This is a genomic window from Celeribacter sp. HF31 (assembly GCF_011806455.1).
Lineage (GTDB): Bacteria > Pseudomonadota > Alphaproteobacteria > Rhodobacterales > Rhodobacteraceae > Celeribacter.
The window spans coordinates 253905-269480 of sequence record NZ_JAATOT010000002.1 but is presented as its reverse complement, the minus strand read 5'-3'; the positions used below and the strand labels follow the sequence as shown (position 1 = coordinate 269480).

Genomic DNA, 15576 nt, shown 5'->3' with positions numbered 1-15576 from the left:
ACACATCCAACACCAACCAACAGGTGAGACAATGCACAATAACTTCCAGAAAGACCTCGTCGACATTCTCAAGGAACGGAGTGCGAAAGGTCAGATTTCCCGTCGCCAATTGATGCAGGGCTTCGCTGCGCTCATGGGCACCTCCGCCATCGGTCTGGGCGCTACGCCTGCGCGCGCCGAAGACGGTCGGCTGGTCTTTGTGAACTGGGGCGGGGATGCGCTCGATGCGATGGATGCGGCCTTTGGCAAACCCTTCGCCGAGGAAACCGGCATCAAGGTGTTCTACGACGGCTCCGGCCCGACCGAAGGCGCGATCACCGCGCAGGTGCAGGGCGGGCGTCCGACCTGGGACCTTGTCGATGCCGAACCCTTCTCGGCGCAGGCGCTGGGTCGCAAGGGCATGATGCAACCTATTGATTACGACATTGTCGATCCGGCGAAACAGCGCGAGGGGTTCCAGTGGGAATACTCCTCCTCCTGCTATTTCTACTCCTATGTGATCGCCTATGACGCGACCAAATACGACACGCCGCCGACCTCTTTGGCCGATTTCTTCGACGTCGAGAAATTCCCCGGCAAACGTTCCATGTACAAATGGGGCGCGGGCATGTGGGAGGCCGCTTTGCTGGCCGATGGCGTGGCGCCTGCGGACCTCTATCCGCTCGATCTGGACCGCGCACATGCCAAGATCGAAGCTTTCAAAGAGCATATCGGTGCCTTCTGGGGCGGCGGTGCGGAAAGCCAGTCTCTGTTGCTCAATGGCGATGTCTCCATGGCGCTGATCTGGAACACCCGCGCGGGTCTGTTGCATAAGGACACAGAGGGCGAAATCACCTTCACCTGGGACGGCGGCATCATCGGGCCGGGCGGCATCGGGGTGCTCAAGGACAACCCGGGCGGCACGGAGGCGGCGATGAAATACATCGCGGCCACCCAGGAACCGGAACGTCAGGTGGTGCTGTTCGAGATGCTGGGCAACGGGCCGAGCAACCCGGCCGCCGATGCGCTCATTGCGGAAGAGGACCGCTGGCTCAATCCGATGGACCCGGCGAACCTGCCGAAACAGGTCGCGCTCAACACGGATTGGTACGAAGAGAACTACAGCGCAGCACTTGACGCCTATCTCCAGATCATTTCCGCCTGATCCATCTGACTTGGCCCTCCGTTTGTCATGAACGGAGGGCGCGCAAAAGGAAGATCCATGCGCCCCTATCTCCTTCTTATCTGCCCGGTGCTTTTGTTCCTGGGCGCGAGCTACCTGTTGCCGTTTCTCGGCATCGTTCAGCTCAGTTTTACGGACCCGGACCCCGGTTTCGCGCAATATGGCCACGTTTTGAGTGATCCTTTATCGCTGGGCGTGATCGGGCGCACGCTGCGGCTCTGTCTGATCGTGACCGTGGTCTCGGTGACCAGCGCCTATGTCATCACCCTTCTCTGGGTGCGTGGCTCGCCCTTGGTGCGGATGATCACCGAACTTTGCATCATGATCCCGTTTTGGATTTCTATCCTGAGCCGGGCGTTTGGGTGGCTGTCCATGCTCTCCAACCGCGGCCTTCTGAACACCTGGCTTCAGGACCTTGGGCTGATCGACAGTGCCATCCAGATGACGCGCAACGAGTTTGCCGTCGTGGTCGGCATGTCGCATTACCTCATTCCCTTCGCCGTCTTCCCGCTGGCCACCGCCATGCGCAATGTCGATGAGCGCGTGCTCACGGCCGCCGATGGCATGGGGGCCTCTCGTTTGCGGATTTTCTGGCAGGTCTACCTGCCGATGACGGCGAGCGGCATCATGGGGGCAACGCTCTTGGTCTTTGTCTTCTCCATCGGCTTTTACGTCACGCCCGCGCTTTTGGGCGGGGGGCAGTCCGTCTTGGTCGCCGAGCTGATCTACCTCTGGATTTTCCAGATCCCGCAATGGGGCATGGCCGCCGCCATGAGTGTGGTTCTGATGATCGCGGTGGGGGGCATTCTCTACCTTCTCATTCGCCGCTACGAGGATGTGACGCCATGACCCGACTTCGTCCCGGCGTGATCGCCACGCTTTTGTCCTCCCTTGTTGCGCTGTTCCTGTTGATGCCGCTCATCGCGGTGGTGCCGGTCAGCTTCACCTCGCGCCGCTACCTCAGCCTGCCCAATGGCGACTGGTCCTGGCGGCACTACCAGTCGCTGTTCGAGAACCCCGAGTGGGGCCACAGCCTCATGACCTCGGTGCAGGTCGGTGTGCTGGCCAGCCTCCTGTCGGTCGCGCTTGCAACGGCGTTTTGCGTCGGCATCTGGCTCCTGCGTCCGCCGTTCGCGATGCTGATGACCGGCTTTGTGCTCTTGCCGATGGTCGCACCGCCGGTGGTGTCCTCGCTCACGCTGTTCTTCTTTCTGACGCAGCTGTCGCAGTGGAACAGCCTGATCGCCTATGACACTTTGGGCGGGGTGGTTTTGGCCCATACGGTGATGGTCGTGCCCTATGCGGTGGTCGTGCTCATGGTCTCTCTGAGCCAGGTCGACCGGCGCATGGATTTGGCCGCACAATCCATGGGCGCAAACCTGTTCACCCGGATTTTCGGGGTGATCCTGCCCAACATTCGCTTTGGCATGCTGGGCGCATTGTTCCTGTGTTTCCTTCTGTCCTGGGACGAAATCGGTGTGACGCTTTTCGTCACCTCGGTGGAAACCATCACGCTGCCACGTCGGATGTGGATGGGGCTGCGCGACAATGTCGATCCTGCCATCGCCTCGATCTCCGTGCTTTTGATCCTTGTGGTCACGCTGGTGATCCTCGCCCGTGCCGCTCACCTTTGGCGAAAGGTGCGCGGCCCCAGTTGATCCGAATTCCCACTTAACCCTTCCGCAGCGCACGGACCTCTCGCGCGCTGTTTCCTCCCTGACAATAACATCCTTTCAACATGAAAGAGGGTGACCCATGCATTTTGGCCTGACCACTGAACAGGAGATGATCGTCTCCACCGTCCGCAGCTTCGTTGAAAACGAAATTTACCCCCATGAAACGCTGGTCGAACGCACCGGCGAAGTCCCCGCCGAGATCGGCCAGGAGATCAAACAGAAGTGCATTGATCTGGGTTTTTACGCCTCGAACTTTCCCGAAAGCGTCGGGGGGCCGGGTCTCTCGCATCTCGAATTCGCGCTGGTCGAGCGTGAATTGGGCCGTGGCTCGATGGCGCTGACCCATTTCTTTGGTCGGCCCCAGAACATTCTGATGGCCTGCGAAGGCGAGCAGATCGAAAAATACCTGATGCCCGCCGTGCGCGGCGAGAAAATGGACGCGCTGGCGATGACGGAACCGGACGCGGGCTCTGACGTGCGCGGTATGAAATGCTCCGCCGTGCGCGATGGGGGCGATTGGGTGATCAATGGCTCCAAGCACTTTATCTCTGGCGCGGAACATGCCGATTTCGTGATTGTTTTCGTAGCAACCGGGGTCGATGAGACGCCGCGCGGGCCGAAGAAACGTATCACCTGTTTCCTCGTCGATCGCGGCACGCCCGGCTTTGAGATTGCACGCGGGTACAACTCCGTGTCGCACCGCGGTTATCAGAACAGCATCCTCTATTTCGATAATTGCCGTCTGTCGGATGCGCAGGTGTTGGGCGAGGTCGATGGCGGCTTCGACGTGATGAACGAATGGCTCTACGCCACACGCATCACGGTTGCGACCAACTCCGTGGGCCGGGCGCGCCGTGTGTTCGACCACGCCCTGAGCTACGCCGCCGAGCGCAAACAATTTGGCCAGCCCATCGGAAAATTCCAGGGCGTGAGCTTTCAGATCGCCGATATGATCACCGAGATCGACGCCGCCGATTGGCTGACGCTCTCCGCCGCCTGGCGACTGGACCAAGGCCTTCCGGCCAATCGCGAGATCGCTTCGGCTAAGGTCTACGCCTCCGAAATGCTGGCGCGTGTCACCGATGCGGCGCTGCAAATCCATGGCGGGATGGGGCTCATGGACGAGCTGCCGATTGAGCGGTTCTGGCGCGATGCCCGCGTCGAACGCATCTGGGACGGCACCTCGGAAATCCAGCGCCACATCATCAGCCGGGACCTGTTCCGGCCTCTGGGGGCGTGACGCGGATGGGTGCCCTGAGCCGGTTCATCTCGCCCAAGGCCATCGCCGTGATCGGCGGCGGCACATGGTGCGAAAACGTCGTGCGCCAATGTCGCGACACCGGGTTCACCGGGCCGATCTGGCCGGTGCACCCCAAGAAAACAGAGATCGGCGGTCTGCCGGCCTATCCCGACCTCGCCAGCCTTCCTGGCGTGCCCGATGCCGCCTTCATCGGCGTGAACCGTGAACTGACCGTCAAGGTTACAGCGGAACTGTCCAAGATGGGCTGCGGTGGCGCGGTGTGTTTTGCGGCGGGGTTCAGCGAGGCCGTTTCCGAACTGGCGGATGGTGCAGAGTTGCAGGCCAAACTGGTCGAAGCCGCAGGCGAAATGCGTGTTTTGGGGCCGAATTGCTACGGAATCGTCAACGCCCTCGACGGCATGGCGCTTTGGCCAGACCGCCACGGTATGGCGCCGGTCGAGCGCGGTGTCGCCGTCATCGGGCAATCCTCCAACGTGTTGATCAACCTGACGATGCAGCGCCGCGGCCTGCCTCTGGCCGCCGTGGTCGCAGCGGGCAATCAGGCGCAGACCTCGATGTCTGATCTCGGCATCGCGCTTTTGGAAGACCCGCGCATCACCGCTTTGGGGCTTCATATCGAGGGGATCAGCGACCTTCCGGCCTTCGAAGAGCTGGCCCGTCGCGCGTCCGATCTCGGCAAACCCATCGTCGCGCTCCGTGTCGGCAGTTCGCAACAGGCGCAGGCCGCCGCTGTTTCCCACACCGCCTCTTTGACCGGGTCGGATGCAGGCGCGCGTGCCTTGCTCAAACGTCTCGGCATCGCGCAGGTGGACACGCCGACCGAACTCGTGGAAACGCTGAAACTCCTGCATGTCACCGGCGGGCTGCGTTCCAACCGCATCGCGTCTGCGTCCTGTTCGGGGGGCGAGGCCTCTCTCATGGCCGATATGGGCGAGGTGGCGGGTGTGGTCTATCCGCCGCTCAACGCCCAGCAAAGCGATGGCCTGCGGGCCGCGCTGGGGCCCAAGGTCGCCTTGGCCAACCCTTTGGATTACAACACCTATATCTGGGGCGACGAGGCGGCTCTGACCGCCACCTTCACGGCGCTCTGCGATGCCGATCTGGGGCTTGGCTGTGTCGTGGTGGACTATCCACGCGACGACCGGTTCGAGGCGCCCGATTACGATCAGGTGTTGCGCGCGGTCGCCAAGGCCCGTGAGGTGACCGGCACGCCGATGGCCATGGTGTCGCTCCTGTCCGAGGGCCTCTCTGAGGCGGTGGCGCAGCGGGCGCTTGATCTTGGCGTCGTGCCGCTGTGTGGCATGGGAGATGCGCTTCGGGCGATCCGTGCGGCGGCCGAAGTGGGCGCGCGTGCGGGCGACAACCAACGTCCCGCGCCGGTGCTGCAACCGGTGAACGGCCATGGCGATCCGCGTGTCTTCTCAGAGGCCGAGGCCAAGGCGCTTTTGTCCGGCTTTGGTGTTCGCGTGCCGAAATCCCAGCGCGCGACGACGGCGACAGAGGCGGGCGCTCAGGCCGAGGAGATCGGCTTTCCCGTTGTGCTCAAAGGCGAAGGCATCGCGCATAAGACCGAGGCTGGGGCGGTGGTTCTCAACCTCACCGAGGCCCGCGCGGTCACCGAGGCCGCAGAGGCCATGCCCGCCGCGAGCTTTCTCGTCGAGGAGATGATCACCGGCACCGTGGCCGAGCTGATCGTCGGCGTGACCCGCGATCCGGCGCATGGATTTGTCCTGACGATGGGCATGGGCGGCATCCTGACCGAACTCATTCGCGATACGGTGTCGGTCTTGATCCCGGCCCGCCGCGACGAGGTACAGAGCGCCTTGTCCGACCTGAAAACCGGCGCGCTTTTGACCGGCTATCGCGGTCGCACGCCCGCCAATCTCGACGCCGTGATCGACACGGTCATGGCGCTGCAAGAACTGGTGACGGAGCACGCCGCGGCCTTGCATGAGATTGAAATCAATCCGCTGATCTGCCGCGCCGAAGATGCGGTGGCGGCGGATGCACTTATCAGAATGGAGGAGCAGCCATGAGCGCTCAAAACGTCCTGACCGACCGCCGCGGTGCGGTTCTTGAGGTCACGCTGAACCGGCCCAAGGCCAATGCCATCGACATGGCGACGAGCCAGGAGCTTGGCGAGATTTTCACCGCTTTTCGCGACGACCCGGAGCTGCGTGTGGCGATCGTCACCGGCGCCGGGGAAAAGTTCTTTTGCCCCGGTTGGGATCTCAAGGCTGCAGCCGACGGCGAGGCGGCGGATGCGGATTACGGCAAGGGCGGCTTTGGCGGCTTGCAGGAGCTGCGCGGGCTGAACAAGCCGGTGATCGCGGCGGTGAATGGCATCGCATGCGGCGGAGGGTTGGAGTTGGCAATCAGTGCCGACATCATTCTGGCGGCAGATCATGCCACTTTTGCCCTGCCGGAGATCAAATCCGGCACGGTGGCCGATGCGGCTTCGATCAAGCTGCCGAAACGCATTCCCTATCACATTGCGATGGAGCTTTTGTACACCGGGCGCTGGTTCGATGCCGAGGAGGCGCATCGTTGGGGGTTGGTGAATCGCATCCTGCCCGCCGCCGATCTGATGGCCGAGGCGCGTAAGATGGCGGATGAGCTGGCCTCCGGTCCGCCGCTGGTCTTTGCGGCGATCAAGGAGATCGCGCGCGAGGCGGAGGACATGAAATTCCAGGACGCGCTCAATCGCATCAACACCAGCCAGTTCGAAACCGTTGAGCGGCTCTACCGCTCAGAGGATCAGAAAGAAGGCGCGCGCGCCTTTGCCGAGAAACGCGATCCGGTCTGGAAGGGCCGGTAAAGGACCAAGACAATGCCACTTCAAATGAACCGAAAACTCTTCCTCACCGCCGCGATCACAGGCGCCGCCGCGACGCAGGACAAAAGCCGCCTCGTGCCGCGTTCGCCGCAAGAGATCGCCGAAGCCGCGATTGACGCCGCCAAGGCGGGCGCCGCCGTGGTGCATTGCCATGTGCGCGACCCGGAAACCGGCGCACCCTGTCGCGACCGTGGGTTTTTCCGTGAGCTGACCGACCGCATCCGGTCGTCCGAGGTGGATGTGGTGTTGAACCTCACCGCAGGCACCGGCGGCGATCTCACCTTTGGTGCGCCGGAGGCCCCGATGACGCTCAACGCCGCCGAGACCGATATGGCGGGGGCGACGGAACGCATGGCGCATATCCGCGATTGCCTGCCGGAGATTTGCACGCTCGATTGCGGCTCGATGAATTTCGGCGATGGCACCTATGTGATGACCAACACGACCGAAATGCTGCGTGCCATGGGGCGGATGATGACCGAGCTGGGCGTGAAGCCGGAGATTGAGGCCTTTGATACGGGCCATCTGTGGTTCGCCAAACAGCTGGTGAAAGAGGGCGTGCTCGAAGACCCGGCCTTGGTGCAGCTTTGCATGGGGGTGCCCTGGGGCGCGCCGAATGATCTCAACACCTTCATGGCGATGGTGAACAACATTCCCGAAGGTTGGAATTGGTCGGCCTTTAGTCTGGGCCGCGATCAGATGCCTTACGTGGCTGCGGCGGCGCTGGCCGGGGGCAATGTGCGGGTCGGGCTGGAGGACAACCTCTATCTCGACAAGGGCGTGCTGGCCACCAATGCGCAGCTTGTCGAACGCGCGGCGAGCCTCTTGTCCAACATGGGCGCGACGCTCATGGGGCCGGGCGAGGTCCGCGCCCAGCTTGGCCTCGTCAAACGCGCGATGCCGGAGGCCGTGGCATGAGCCGGGCGGCCATCATCGGTGGCGGTGTCATCGGCGGCGGTTGGGCGGCGCGGTTCCTGCTCAATGGCTGGGATGTCAGGGTCTTCGACCCGGACCCGGAGGCGGCGCGCAAGATCGGCGAGGTTTTGGACAATGCCCGCGCCTCTTTGCCCGCGATCTACGATCGACCTTTGCCACCGGAAGGCAGCCTGAGCTTTTGCGACAGCATTGCAGACGCCGTGACCGGCGCCGATTGGGTGCAGGAAAGCGTGTCGGAGCGGCTCGATCTCAAGCACCGGGTCTATAGCGAAATCTCGCTCTTTCTGTCGGACGGCGTGTTTATTGCCTCTTCGACGTCGGGGTTCAAGGCCTCCGATCTGGCAGCCAAAGGCGCGCCGGTGGTGGTCGTTCACCCGTTCAACCCGGTCTATCTTCTGCCGCTTCTGGAAATCTCCGGCGCGCCGGGGCTTTGCAGAAAAGCGGCAGAGGTTGCCACTTCCATCGGGATGCATCCACTCATTCTTAAAACCGAAATCGATGCGTTCATCGGCAACCGGTTTCAGGAAGCAGTCTGGCGCGAGGCGCTTTGGATGCTCAAGGACGGCATCGCCACCACAGAAGAAATCGACGACGCAATCCGCATGGGCTTTGGCCTCCGCTGGGCGCAAATGGGCTTGTTCGAGACCTATCGCATCGCCGGGGGCGAGGCCGGGATGAAGAGTTACATCGAGCAATTCGGCCCGTCGCTTCAGTGGCCCTGGACGAAGCTCACCGATGTGCCGGATCTGGATGACGCGCTGATCGCGACGATCAGTGATCAGTCGGATGCACAATCCGGTCATCTGACGATCCGTGAACTCGAACGTCTGCGCGACGACAATCTTGTCTCCATCTTGCGTGCGCTCCGTCATACCAGCAGCGGGGCAGGCGGGGTGGTCGCCAGGCATGAGGCGGATTTGGCCACCGGCGGCGAGATCGACGGTTTGCCAGTCACGCTGCGCCGGGTGGTGCCGGTGACCTGGACCGATTACAACGGCCATATGAACGAAGCCGCCTACCTCGAACTTGGCACCTGGGCGACCGACGGGTTGATGCAGCTCATCGGCGCGGATGCCGCCTATGTCGCCTCTGGCAAAAGCTTTTTCACCGTCGATACCCGGATCCGCTACCTCGACGAGGTGCATCGGGGTGAGGCGCTGACAGTGACGACGCTGGTGCTTGAGGGCGCGGGCAAAAAGATGAAACTGTTTCACCGTGTGCTCAAGGCGGATGGTACGATCTGTGCCACCATCGAGACGCTGTTACTGCACACCGACCTGACCACCCGCCGCGCCTGTGCGCCGGAGGCGCCTGTCGCAGGCGCGCTTGCGCATCTTGCCATGACCCACGCCGATTTCCCCGCCGAAGGCGCGGGCGGGTCGGTCGGGCATCGCAGCTAACCCGGAGAGAGACATGACCCCCGAAGAGCAAAAGACCCGCGAAGACCTCGCCGCCTGCTACCGTCTGGCGGCGCTCTATAAGTTCACCGATCTGATCTACACCCATATCACCGCCCGCGTGCCGGGAGAGGACGGGCATTTCCTGATCAACCCCTACGGCTGGCGATGGGAGGAAATCACCGCCTCCACTCTGGTCAAGATTGATGTGGACGGCAACAAGGTGGACGACAGCCCCTATCGGGTGAACCCGGCAGGCTTCACCATCCATTCCGCCGTGCACATGAACCGTCACGACGCCGCCTGGATCATGCACACGCACACCCGCGCGGGCGTGGCGGTGTCTTGCATGGAGGAGGGGCTTTTGCCGCTCAACCAGATCTCGCTGCAATTCCACAACCGCATCGGCTATCACGATTTCGAGGGCATCGCGCTTGATCTCGAGGAACGCGAGCGCATCGTCGCCGATATGGGGATGTATCCGGTCCTGATGCTGCGCAACCACGGGCTGATCGCCACGGGGCGAAGCGCGGCGGAGATGTTCAACAACATGTTCTACCTCGAGCGGGCCTGCGAAATTCAGGTGGCGGCGACTTCGACCGGCCAGCCGTTGCGTTTGATCGGCGATGACATTGCCGGGCGGGTGCATGAGCAATACATCCAGATGAATGAGGAAGATGGCGATCTGGACCTGGAATGGCAGGCGCATCTGCGCTCCATCGAGGGGATCGGCGCCGACTACCGCAGCTAAAACGAAAGACAGCCCATGAAACAGATCACGCTCAAAGCCCCCGGCGGGCTCGACAACCTTGTGGTTGAGGATGCGGCGGAGCCCGCGGCACCGGGGCCGGGAGAGATCACCGTGCGACTGCGCGCCAGCTCGCTCAATTTCCACGACTACCGGGTCTGCGCCGTCGAGGGGGCCTTGCCCGATGGGCGCATCCCGATGGCCGATGGCGCGGGCGAGGTGGAGGCCGTGGGCGAAGGCGTGAGCGCGTTTCGTCCCGGCGATGCCGTCGTGTCGTGCTTTTTCCCGGATTGGCAGGAGGGCGATGACCGGCCTTTCGATTTTTCCACCACGCCGGGCGACGGGCGCGACGGCTATGCCCGCGAACGCGTGACCTTGCCCGCCAATTGGGTCACCCATGCGCCGAAAGGCTGGAGTGCGGCCGAAGCCGCGACGATCACCACCGCCGGGCTGACCGCCTGGCGCGCTTTGGTGGTCGATGGCGGGATCAAGGCCGGGGATACGGTGGCGGTTCTGGGCACTGGCGGCGTGTCGATCTATGCGCTGCAACTGGCCAAGGCGATGGGCGCGCGGGTGATTGCCACGTCCTCCTCGGACGAGAAGCTCGAACGCCTGCGCGCGTTGGGCGCGGATCACGTCATCAACTATCGCGCGACGCCCGACTGGGGCATGGAGATGCGCCAGCTCTCCGGCGGGCGTGGGGTCGATATTGTGGTCGAGGTCGGCGGTCCCGCGACGCTCACGCAATCCATCGTGGCCGGGCGCCCCGGCGCGCATATCGCGCTGATCGGCGTGTTGACGGGACGGGCAGGCGAAGTGCCTACGGCGGCGCTGATGGCGCGGCAACAGCGGCTTCAAGGGCTGATCGTCGGTTCGCGCCAGCATCAGCTCGATTTCGTCAAAGCCCTCGATGTGCTGGACATCCGCCCGGTGGTGGACCGGACATATCCGCTCGCCGAGCTTGCGGAGGCTTTCCGGTATCAGGAAAGCGGCGCACATTTCGGCAAGATTTGCGTCGAGATGTGACGATTTGATCCGGCGCGTGGTTTAATAGCCGCGCGCAGGATCGACGATGCTGTCACAGGTCTCGCCATCCCGCAGTGCGCGGGCACAGGCGATGACCTGACGCACCAGTTCCTCGGGCAGGGTGTGGCTGGCGAGATGCGGGGTCAGGCGCAGGTTTGGGTGCGCCCAGAATGGATGGTCGGCGGGCAGGGGCTCTTGCCGAAAGACATCGAGTGAGGCGGCGGCGATCTGGCCGCTGTCGAGCGCCGCGATCAGATCGTCCTCCACAAGATGTTCGCCCCGCCCGATCTGGATCAGCCGCGCGCCGGGGGCGAGACGGGCGAAAAGATCGGCGTTGAGTACACCTTCGGTCGCCTTGGTCAGAGGCAGGAGATTGATCAGATAATCCGCGCCGGTTGCGGCCTTCGCCGCGGCCGTATCGCCGGAGAAATAGCGCACACCCGGAAGGGGATCAGCGGGGGCGGAGCGGCTGGCGACGCGCAGCGTAAAACCCAGAGCGGTGAGGCTTTTGACCACCGCTTGCCCCATGGTGCCATGGCCCAGAAGCGCGACGCTCACGGACCCCGGTGACCGGCCCAAGACATCTGTCCAAAGACGGGCTTTGGCATTGGCGCGGAGATGATCGAATTTGCGCTCGTAATGCAGCACCTCATGGGCGGCGAATCCCGCCATTTGATAGGCCTGCTGCGTGTCGCGAATTCTGGCAACCTTCATCTCTGGACGCAATCCAGGATGCGCCAAGAGCCGGTCGACACCGGCGCCTGCCGCGATCACCAACTCGAGCGCGGGGTAGGAGTCAAAGGCATCCGGCGCGGGTTCCCAACAGAGCGCGAAGCGGATGCGTTCCGGGGTCTCCATATCTTCGGGGCGCGAAAGGAGGACGTCATCGGCTTCGGCTGCAAAAACTGCGCCATAGTCTGATTTCAGGTCAAATCCCTGACTTAGATATACCCCGTATATATTTGATCCTGAGTTTTTTTTGGTCATTTTATACTTTGCGCGATGAGAGGGGGAGCTTGTGTCGTCACCGTTATCGAATTCGGTGGGGCGTTTTGCAACCGCAGTTCCGCTGAGGTTTCTGTTTGCGCTTATGAGGCAACAGCCTGAACCGCGCGGTATTGTGGGAGGCACAGGTGAGCGGGTGTCGTTCGGCGGGGGTAATGGTTTTTGCCACTGGTATCATCGGTCAGCTTGGAGGCTCATACCCAACACTATGAGTTTCCTTTCAGATTATGTGGTTTTGCTGCTCCTTGTTGGTCCTTTAGAGAATTTGAGCGGACAGATTTAAGGCTCGATGTTTGCTTCGAAACACAAGGATGACTATCTCCCGACGAAACTTGTCGTCTTAGAACTTCGCTTTCCCGTTGCAATTCGGAATTTGAGCTACTCCCCAAACCTTGGACAGTTTCCAGCGTAATTTAAGCTACTCTTTGCTCCTGCTGATCGGGTTGGGTTTCTTCTTTTCTCAGCCAATAGACCACGGCTGGCGGTCTGCCGCCAAGGGCGGAATGAGGGCGCTTGCGGTTGTAGAAGTCGATCCATTTCCCGACGCCCGCCTTTGCCTCCGATCCGGTCTCCTAGGCGTGCAGATAGACGCACTCGTATTTCAGGCTCCGCCAGAGCCGTTCCACGAAGATATTGTCGAGGAACCGGCCCGTGCCATCCATGGAGATGCGCACGCCTGAGCGCCGTAACTTGTCGGTCCAGACAAACGAAGAGAACTGGCTGCCTTGATCGGTGTTCATGATTTCTGGCGGGCCGAACTTATGGATGGCCTCGTTCAGCGCCTCGACACAGAACTCGGCTTCCAGCGTGTTCGAGATGCGCCAGGCCAGAACCTTGCGCGTGTACCAATCCATGATCGCCACCAGATACAGGAACCCGCGCCGCATCGGCAGATAGGTAATGTCTGCGGCCCAGACCTGGCCGGGCCGATCCACGCGCAGTCCCCTGAGCAGGTAGGGATAGGTTTTATGCCCCTTCGCCGCCTTGCTGGTGTTGGGCTTCTGGTAGATCGGCATCAGGCTCATCAACCTCATCAGCCGGCGGACGCGCTTTTCGTTGACCAGGTGTCCCTCGTTGCGCAAGTGCCATGTCATCTGCCGCACGCCAAAGAACGGTGTCTCAAGGAATTGTTCATCAATTTGGCGCATGAGCGCGAAGTTCAGCGCCGTCTCGCCCTTCGGCATGTAGTAGAACGAAGACCGCGAGATCGACAGCAATCGGCACTGCTTGCCGATGGACAGACCCGAAGTGGCTGGCTCGATCATCTCCCGCCTCACTTTCCTGTCCACGGCTTGAGCTTTCTGGACAAAAAATCGTTGGCCACCGCGTTCTGCCGCTCTCTTGAACGCATGGCGCTCGCGGCCTCACCCCACGATCTTGGCGTGCAACTCCTTGACCTGCTCCTCGTCAATCTCGGGGGCTTTCTTGCCACCACGTTCGAACACGCCGGATGCGCCTTCCAGCAACGCCCGCTTCCAGGTGTGGATCATCGTCGGATGAATCCCGAACCGGCTTGCCAGCTCGGCTACCGTTTGCTCACCCTTCAGCGCTTCAAGCGCCACCTTCGCCTTGAACTCAGGCGAATGCTGCTTCCGTTTCGACATCTCTGATCTCCTTCTCGTCGAAGATCAGCAGACAGCAAATCGTAGCCTACGTCAGTGTCCGATTTTCGGGGGGTAGCTCACCCTATGTATTTTCGAACAAGACGGAGCATGGTTACAACAAAGATCCGTCAAATTTGTTCTGGGAATACGGGCAAGAAACCGGGTTTGGAGCACGGTTGCATGATCTGAGGCATAAGTTTGCGATTGAGCGTCTCAGAGAGGGTTTGTCTATCTATCGTGTCCAACAATACATTGGCCACGGCTCGGTGCTGACAACCGAGCGATATTACCTGAGATATCTCACCCAAGCACAACAGGATAAGGTCAAATCCGATGGCAACAACGGCTTCCGATGAAATGCCTCGCAACTGACTACAGGAATACAGAACGGCCCCACAATTTTGCGGGGCCTTTTTTGTAGCAACATCATATGGCGAAGCCGCCCAATGCAACCCCCTGCAACGTGCTGAGAAGGAAAAGGTGGCATAGTTGGTAAACTCAGAGGCTGAAAAAGCGTCATAGTATGACGCTTTTTGCGGCCACGTTGCGATATAAGAAGACAGCACTGCTCGCGTGCCAATCAAATATATCATTTAATATCAGCTGGATAGTGGCGGAGAGACAGGGATTCGAACCCTGGGTCCCCGTAAAGGGACAACGGTTTTCGAGACCGCCCCGTTCGACCACTCCGGCACCTCTCCGCGGGGGTCTGGTGGCGGGTGATTTATCCTCGCATTCGGGGCGGCGCAACCCCTTTCGTGACATTCTTTTCAGCATATTTACGCGCAACCGCTCGCAAAATCATGCCGGTCGGGCACAAATACGTGTGTGGCCTTGTTCTGCGCTTCACTCTTTGTTTAGCTGTCTGGGTGACACTGTGATCGGAAGGGACCGAAATGACTGCGACTGCCTCTCCTACGATGTTTTCCTGCCTGTCCGGCTTTGCGCCGCGTGGCGGTGTGAAAGACGGTGTGAAATATGCGCTCTTGTCGACGGCGCTCTGTCTTTGCGGTGTGGGCGCGCAGGCGGCCCCCGATGACGCGCAGCTGACGACGCTGATGCAGGCGATGATGTTCGAGGATGTCGTCAATGTGCTCTGCGACGAGGGCGCTGAGATGTCCGAGGATTTCGTCGAGGCAGGCTATGGCGTGCCGAAACCGATGTGGGACAGGATGCTCACGCGTCTCTACGATGAAAAAGTGATGGCCAAGGCGTTTCACGAGGAGATGGGCGAGGCGCTTGGAGATGCCGATCTGGCACCGATGATCGCGTTTTACGAGTCGGACCTGGGCCAAAAAATCGCCCGGCTCGAACTCGAAACCCGCAAGGCGATGTCGGATGAAGCGACCCAAGACATGGCCAGTGAGGCCTGGGCCCAGCTTGACCCGGACACGGAGCGCGCGCATCTGATCGAGGACTACGTGCAGGTCAACGATCTGGTCGAGATGAATGTCGTGGGCGCGATGAACAGCGACATCGCCTATTATCAGGGCCTCTGGAGCGCAGGGTTCGAGAGCGCGCCGGGGTCGAGCGACAGCGACATCTTGAACGAGATTTGGGCGTCTGAGCCCGAGGTGCGCGCGGATGTGTCGGAATGGGTCTATGGCTTCTCGACCATGGCTTATCAGACATTGTCGGACGATGAATTCGAGGCCTATATCGATTTCGGTCGCACGGAGGCCGGGCAAAAGCTCAATCACGCGCTTTTCTCCTCTTTCGATGCGGTCTATGAAGATGTCTCGCGTGGCCTTGGCGCCGGCACTGCGAAGCTGATGCAGGATTTCGACGGCCAACAGCTCTGAGCGACGTCATCGAGAACATCTGAGCGGGGCAGGGTGCTGCCCCGGCTCTGGTCAGTGCAAGACCGACCTGTGAAGCAGTGATGTGAAACAGGCTTACAAGACGGGCGTCATCGCCAATATACG

The 15576-nt window shown here is 61.3% G+C and carries 13 protein-coding genes, 1 tRNA gene and 1 pseudogene; 12 read left to right on the top strand and 3 right to left on the bottom strand.

The window, feature by feature from the left end; genetic code table 11:
- Window positions 1–31: 31 nt before the first annotated feature.
- The 10 genes from HCZ23_RS04745 to HCZ23_RS04700 all read left to right on the top strand — a co-directional run bounded on the left by HCZ23_RS04745 (window position 32) and on the right by HCZ23_RS04700 (window position 11042).
- The gene (locus HCZ23_RS04745) at window positions 32–1144 is read left to right on the top strand and encodes an ABC transporter substrate-binding protein (RefSeq protein ID WP_167600556.1); all 1113 of its coding nucleotides are present in this window, start codon (window positions 32–34) and stop codon (window positions 1142–1144) included.
- Between the two features lie 57 nt (window positions 1145–1201).
- On the top strand, window positions 1202–2011 hold the full coding sequence (locus tag HCZ23_RS04740; protein ID WP_167600555.1) for an ABC transporter permease: 810 nt from the start codon (window positions 1202–1204) through the stop codon (window positions 2009–2011).
- On the top strand, window positions 2008–2820 hold the full coding sequence (locus HCZ23_RS04735; protein WP_167600554.1) for an ABC transporter permease: 813 nt from the start codon (window positions 2008–2010) through the stop codon (window positions 2818–2820). Before HCZ23_RS04740 ends, HCZ23_RS04735 begins: the two co-directional genes overlap by 4 nt.
- A 97-nt stretch (window positions 2821–2917) precedes the next feature.
- Window positions 2918–4078, top strand: coding sequence for an acyl-CoA dehydrogenase family protein (locus HCZ23_RS04730; RefSeq protein ID WP_167600553.1), 1161 nt, complete (start codon window positions 2918–2920; stop codon window positions 4076–4078).
- A gap of 5 nt (window positions 4079–4083) precedes the next feature.
- Window positions 4084–6135, top strand: a complete 2052-nt coding sequence (locus HCZ23_RS04725; protein WP_167600552.1) for an acetate--CoA ligase family protein — start codon at window positions 4084–4086, stop codon at window positions 6133–6135.
- On the top strand, window positions 6132–6917 hold the full coding sequence (locus HCZ23_RS04720; RefSeq protein ID WP_167600551.1) for a carnitinyl-CoA dehydratase: 786 nt from the start codon (window positions 6132–6134) through the stop codon (window positions 6915–6917). Before HCZ23_RS04725 ends, HCZ23_RS04720 begins: the two co-directional genes overlap by 4 nt.
- A gap of 12 nt (window positions 6918–6929) precedes the next feature.
- Window positions 6930–7853 (top strand): 3-keto-5-aminohexanoate cleavage protein, encoded by a 924-nt coding sequence (locus tag HCZ23_RS04715; RefSeq protein WP_167600550.1) that lies wholly within the window; start codon window positions 6930–6932, stop codon window positions 7851–7853.
- Window positions 7850–9271 carry a carnitine 3-dehydrogenase gene (locus tag HCZ23_RS04710; protein ID WP_167600549.1) on the top strand — a complete coding sequence of 474 codons (1422 nt, stop codon included), beginning with the start codon at window positions 7850–7852 and terminating at the stop codon, window positions 9269–9271. Before HCZ23_RS04715 ends, HCZ23_RS04710 begins: the two co-directional genes overlap by 4 nt.
- A 13-nt stretch (window positions 9272–9284) precedes the next feature.
- Window positions 9285–10019, top strand: a complete 735-nt coding sequence (locus HCZ23_RS04705) for a class II aldolase/adducin family protein (protein ID WP_167600548.1) — start codon at window positions 9285–9287, stop codon at window positions 10017–10019.
- Window positions 10020–10034: 15 nt separating this feature from the next.
- Entirely contained in the window at window positions 10035–11042 is a 1008-nt protein-coding gene (locus HCZ23_RS04700; protein WP_167600547.1) for an NAD(P)-dependent alcohol dehydrogenase, read from the top strand.
- 21 nt (window positions 11043–11063) lie between these two features.
- On the opposite strand, the gene HCZ23_RS04695 is transcribed toward HCZ23_RS04700, so the two are convergent.
- Together HCZ23_RS04695 and HCZ23_RS04690 are read right to left on the bottom strand one after the other, a co-directional pair.
- A complete protein-coding gene (locus HCZ23_RS04695; RefSeq protein ID WP_254869928.1) occupies window positions 11064–11900 on the bottom strand; it encodes an NAD(P)-dependent oxidoreductase in 837 nt (278 codons plus the stop codon).
- 560 nt (window positions 11901–12460) lie between these two features.
- A pseudogene (locus HCZ23_RS04690) lies at window positions 12461–13651 on the bottom strand (IS3 family transposase).
- Between the two features lie 2 nt (window positions 13652–13653).
- On the opposite strand from HCZ23_RS04690, the gene HCZ23_RS18290 reads away from it, so the two are divergent.
- Window positions 13654–14007: a site-specific integrase gene (locus HCZ23_RS18290; RefSeq protein WP_167600827.1), complete on the top strand. Its 354-nt coding sequence runs from the start codon at window positions 13654–13656 to the stop codon at window positions 14005–14007.
- A 255-nt stretch (window positions 14008–14262) separates the two neighbouring features.
- Here HCZ23_RS18290 and HCZ23_RS04680 read toward each other — a convergent pair.
- Window positions 14263–14352 (bottom strand) — tRNA-Ser (locus HCZ23_RS04680).
- 195 nt (window positions 14353–14547) lie between these two features.
- Here HCZ23_RS04680 and HCZ23_RS04675 point away from each other — a divergent pair.
- Complete coding sequence (locus HCZ23_RS04675; protein WP_167600545.1) at window positions 14548–15453, top strand: DUF2059 domain-containing protein; 906 nt, start codon at window positions 14548–14550, stop codon at window positions 15451–15453.
- Window positions 15454–15576: the final 123 nt, after the last annotated feature.

What these genes read in the sequence shown, in the direction of transcription:
- HCZ23_RS04700 (WP_167600547.1), top strand. Translation starts at nt 10,035, where the DNA reads ATGAAACAGATCACGCTCAAAGCCCCCGGCGGGCTCGACAACCTTGTG.
- HCZ23_RS04675 (WP_167600545.1), top strand. Translation starts at nt 14,548, where the DNA reads ATGACTGCGACTGCCTCTCCTACGATGTTTTCCTGCCTGTCCGGCTTT.
- HCZ23_RS04710 (WP_167600549.1), top strand. Translation starts at nt 7,850, where the DNA reads ATGAGCCGGGCGGCCATCATCGGTGGCGGTGTCATCGGCGGCGGTTGG.
- HCZ23_RS04740 (WP_167600555.1), top strand. Translation starts at nt 1,202, where the DNA reads ATGCGCCCCTATCTCCTTCTTATCTGCCCGGTGCTTTTGTTCCTGGGC.
- HCZ23_RS04725 (WP_167600552.1), top strand. Translation starts at nt 4,084, where the DNA reads ATGGGTGCCCTGAGCCGGTTCATCTCGCCCAAGGCCATCGCCGTGATC.
- HCZ23_RS04735 (WP_167600554.1), top strand. Translation starts at nt 2,008, where the DNA reads ATGACCCGACTTCGTCCCGGCGTGATCGCCACGCTTTTGTCCTCCCTT.
- HCZ23_RS04745 (WP_167600556.1), top strand. Translation starts at nt 32, where the DNA reads ATGCACAATAACTTCCAGAAAGACCTCGTCGACATTCTCAAGGAACGG.
- HCZ23_RS04715 (WP_167600550.1), top strand. Translation starts at nt 6,930, where the DNA reads ATGCCACTTCAAATGAACCGAAAACTCTTCCTCACCGCCGCGATCACA.
- HCZ23_RS04720 (WP_167600551.1), top strand. Translation starts at nt 6,132, where the DNA reads ATGAGCGCTCAAAACGTCCTGACCGACCGCCGCGGTGCGGTTCTTGAG.
- HCZ23_RS04695 (WP_254869928.1), bottom strand. Translation starts at nt 11,900, where the DNA reads ATGGAGACCCCGGAACGCATCCGCTTCGCGCTCTGTTGGGAACCCGCG.
- HCZ23_RS04705 (WP_167600548.1), top strand. Translation starts at nt 9,285, where the DNA reads ATGACCCCCGAAGAGCAAAAGACCCGCGAAGACCTCGCCGCCTGCTAC.
- HCZ23_RS04730 (WP_167600553.1), top strand. Translation starts at nt 2,918, where the DNA reads ATGCATTTTGGCCTGACCACTGAACAGGAGATGATCGTCTCCACCGTC.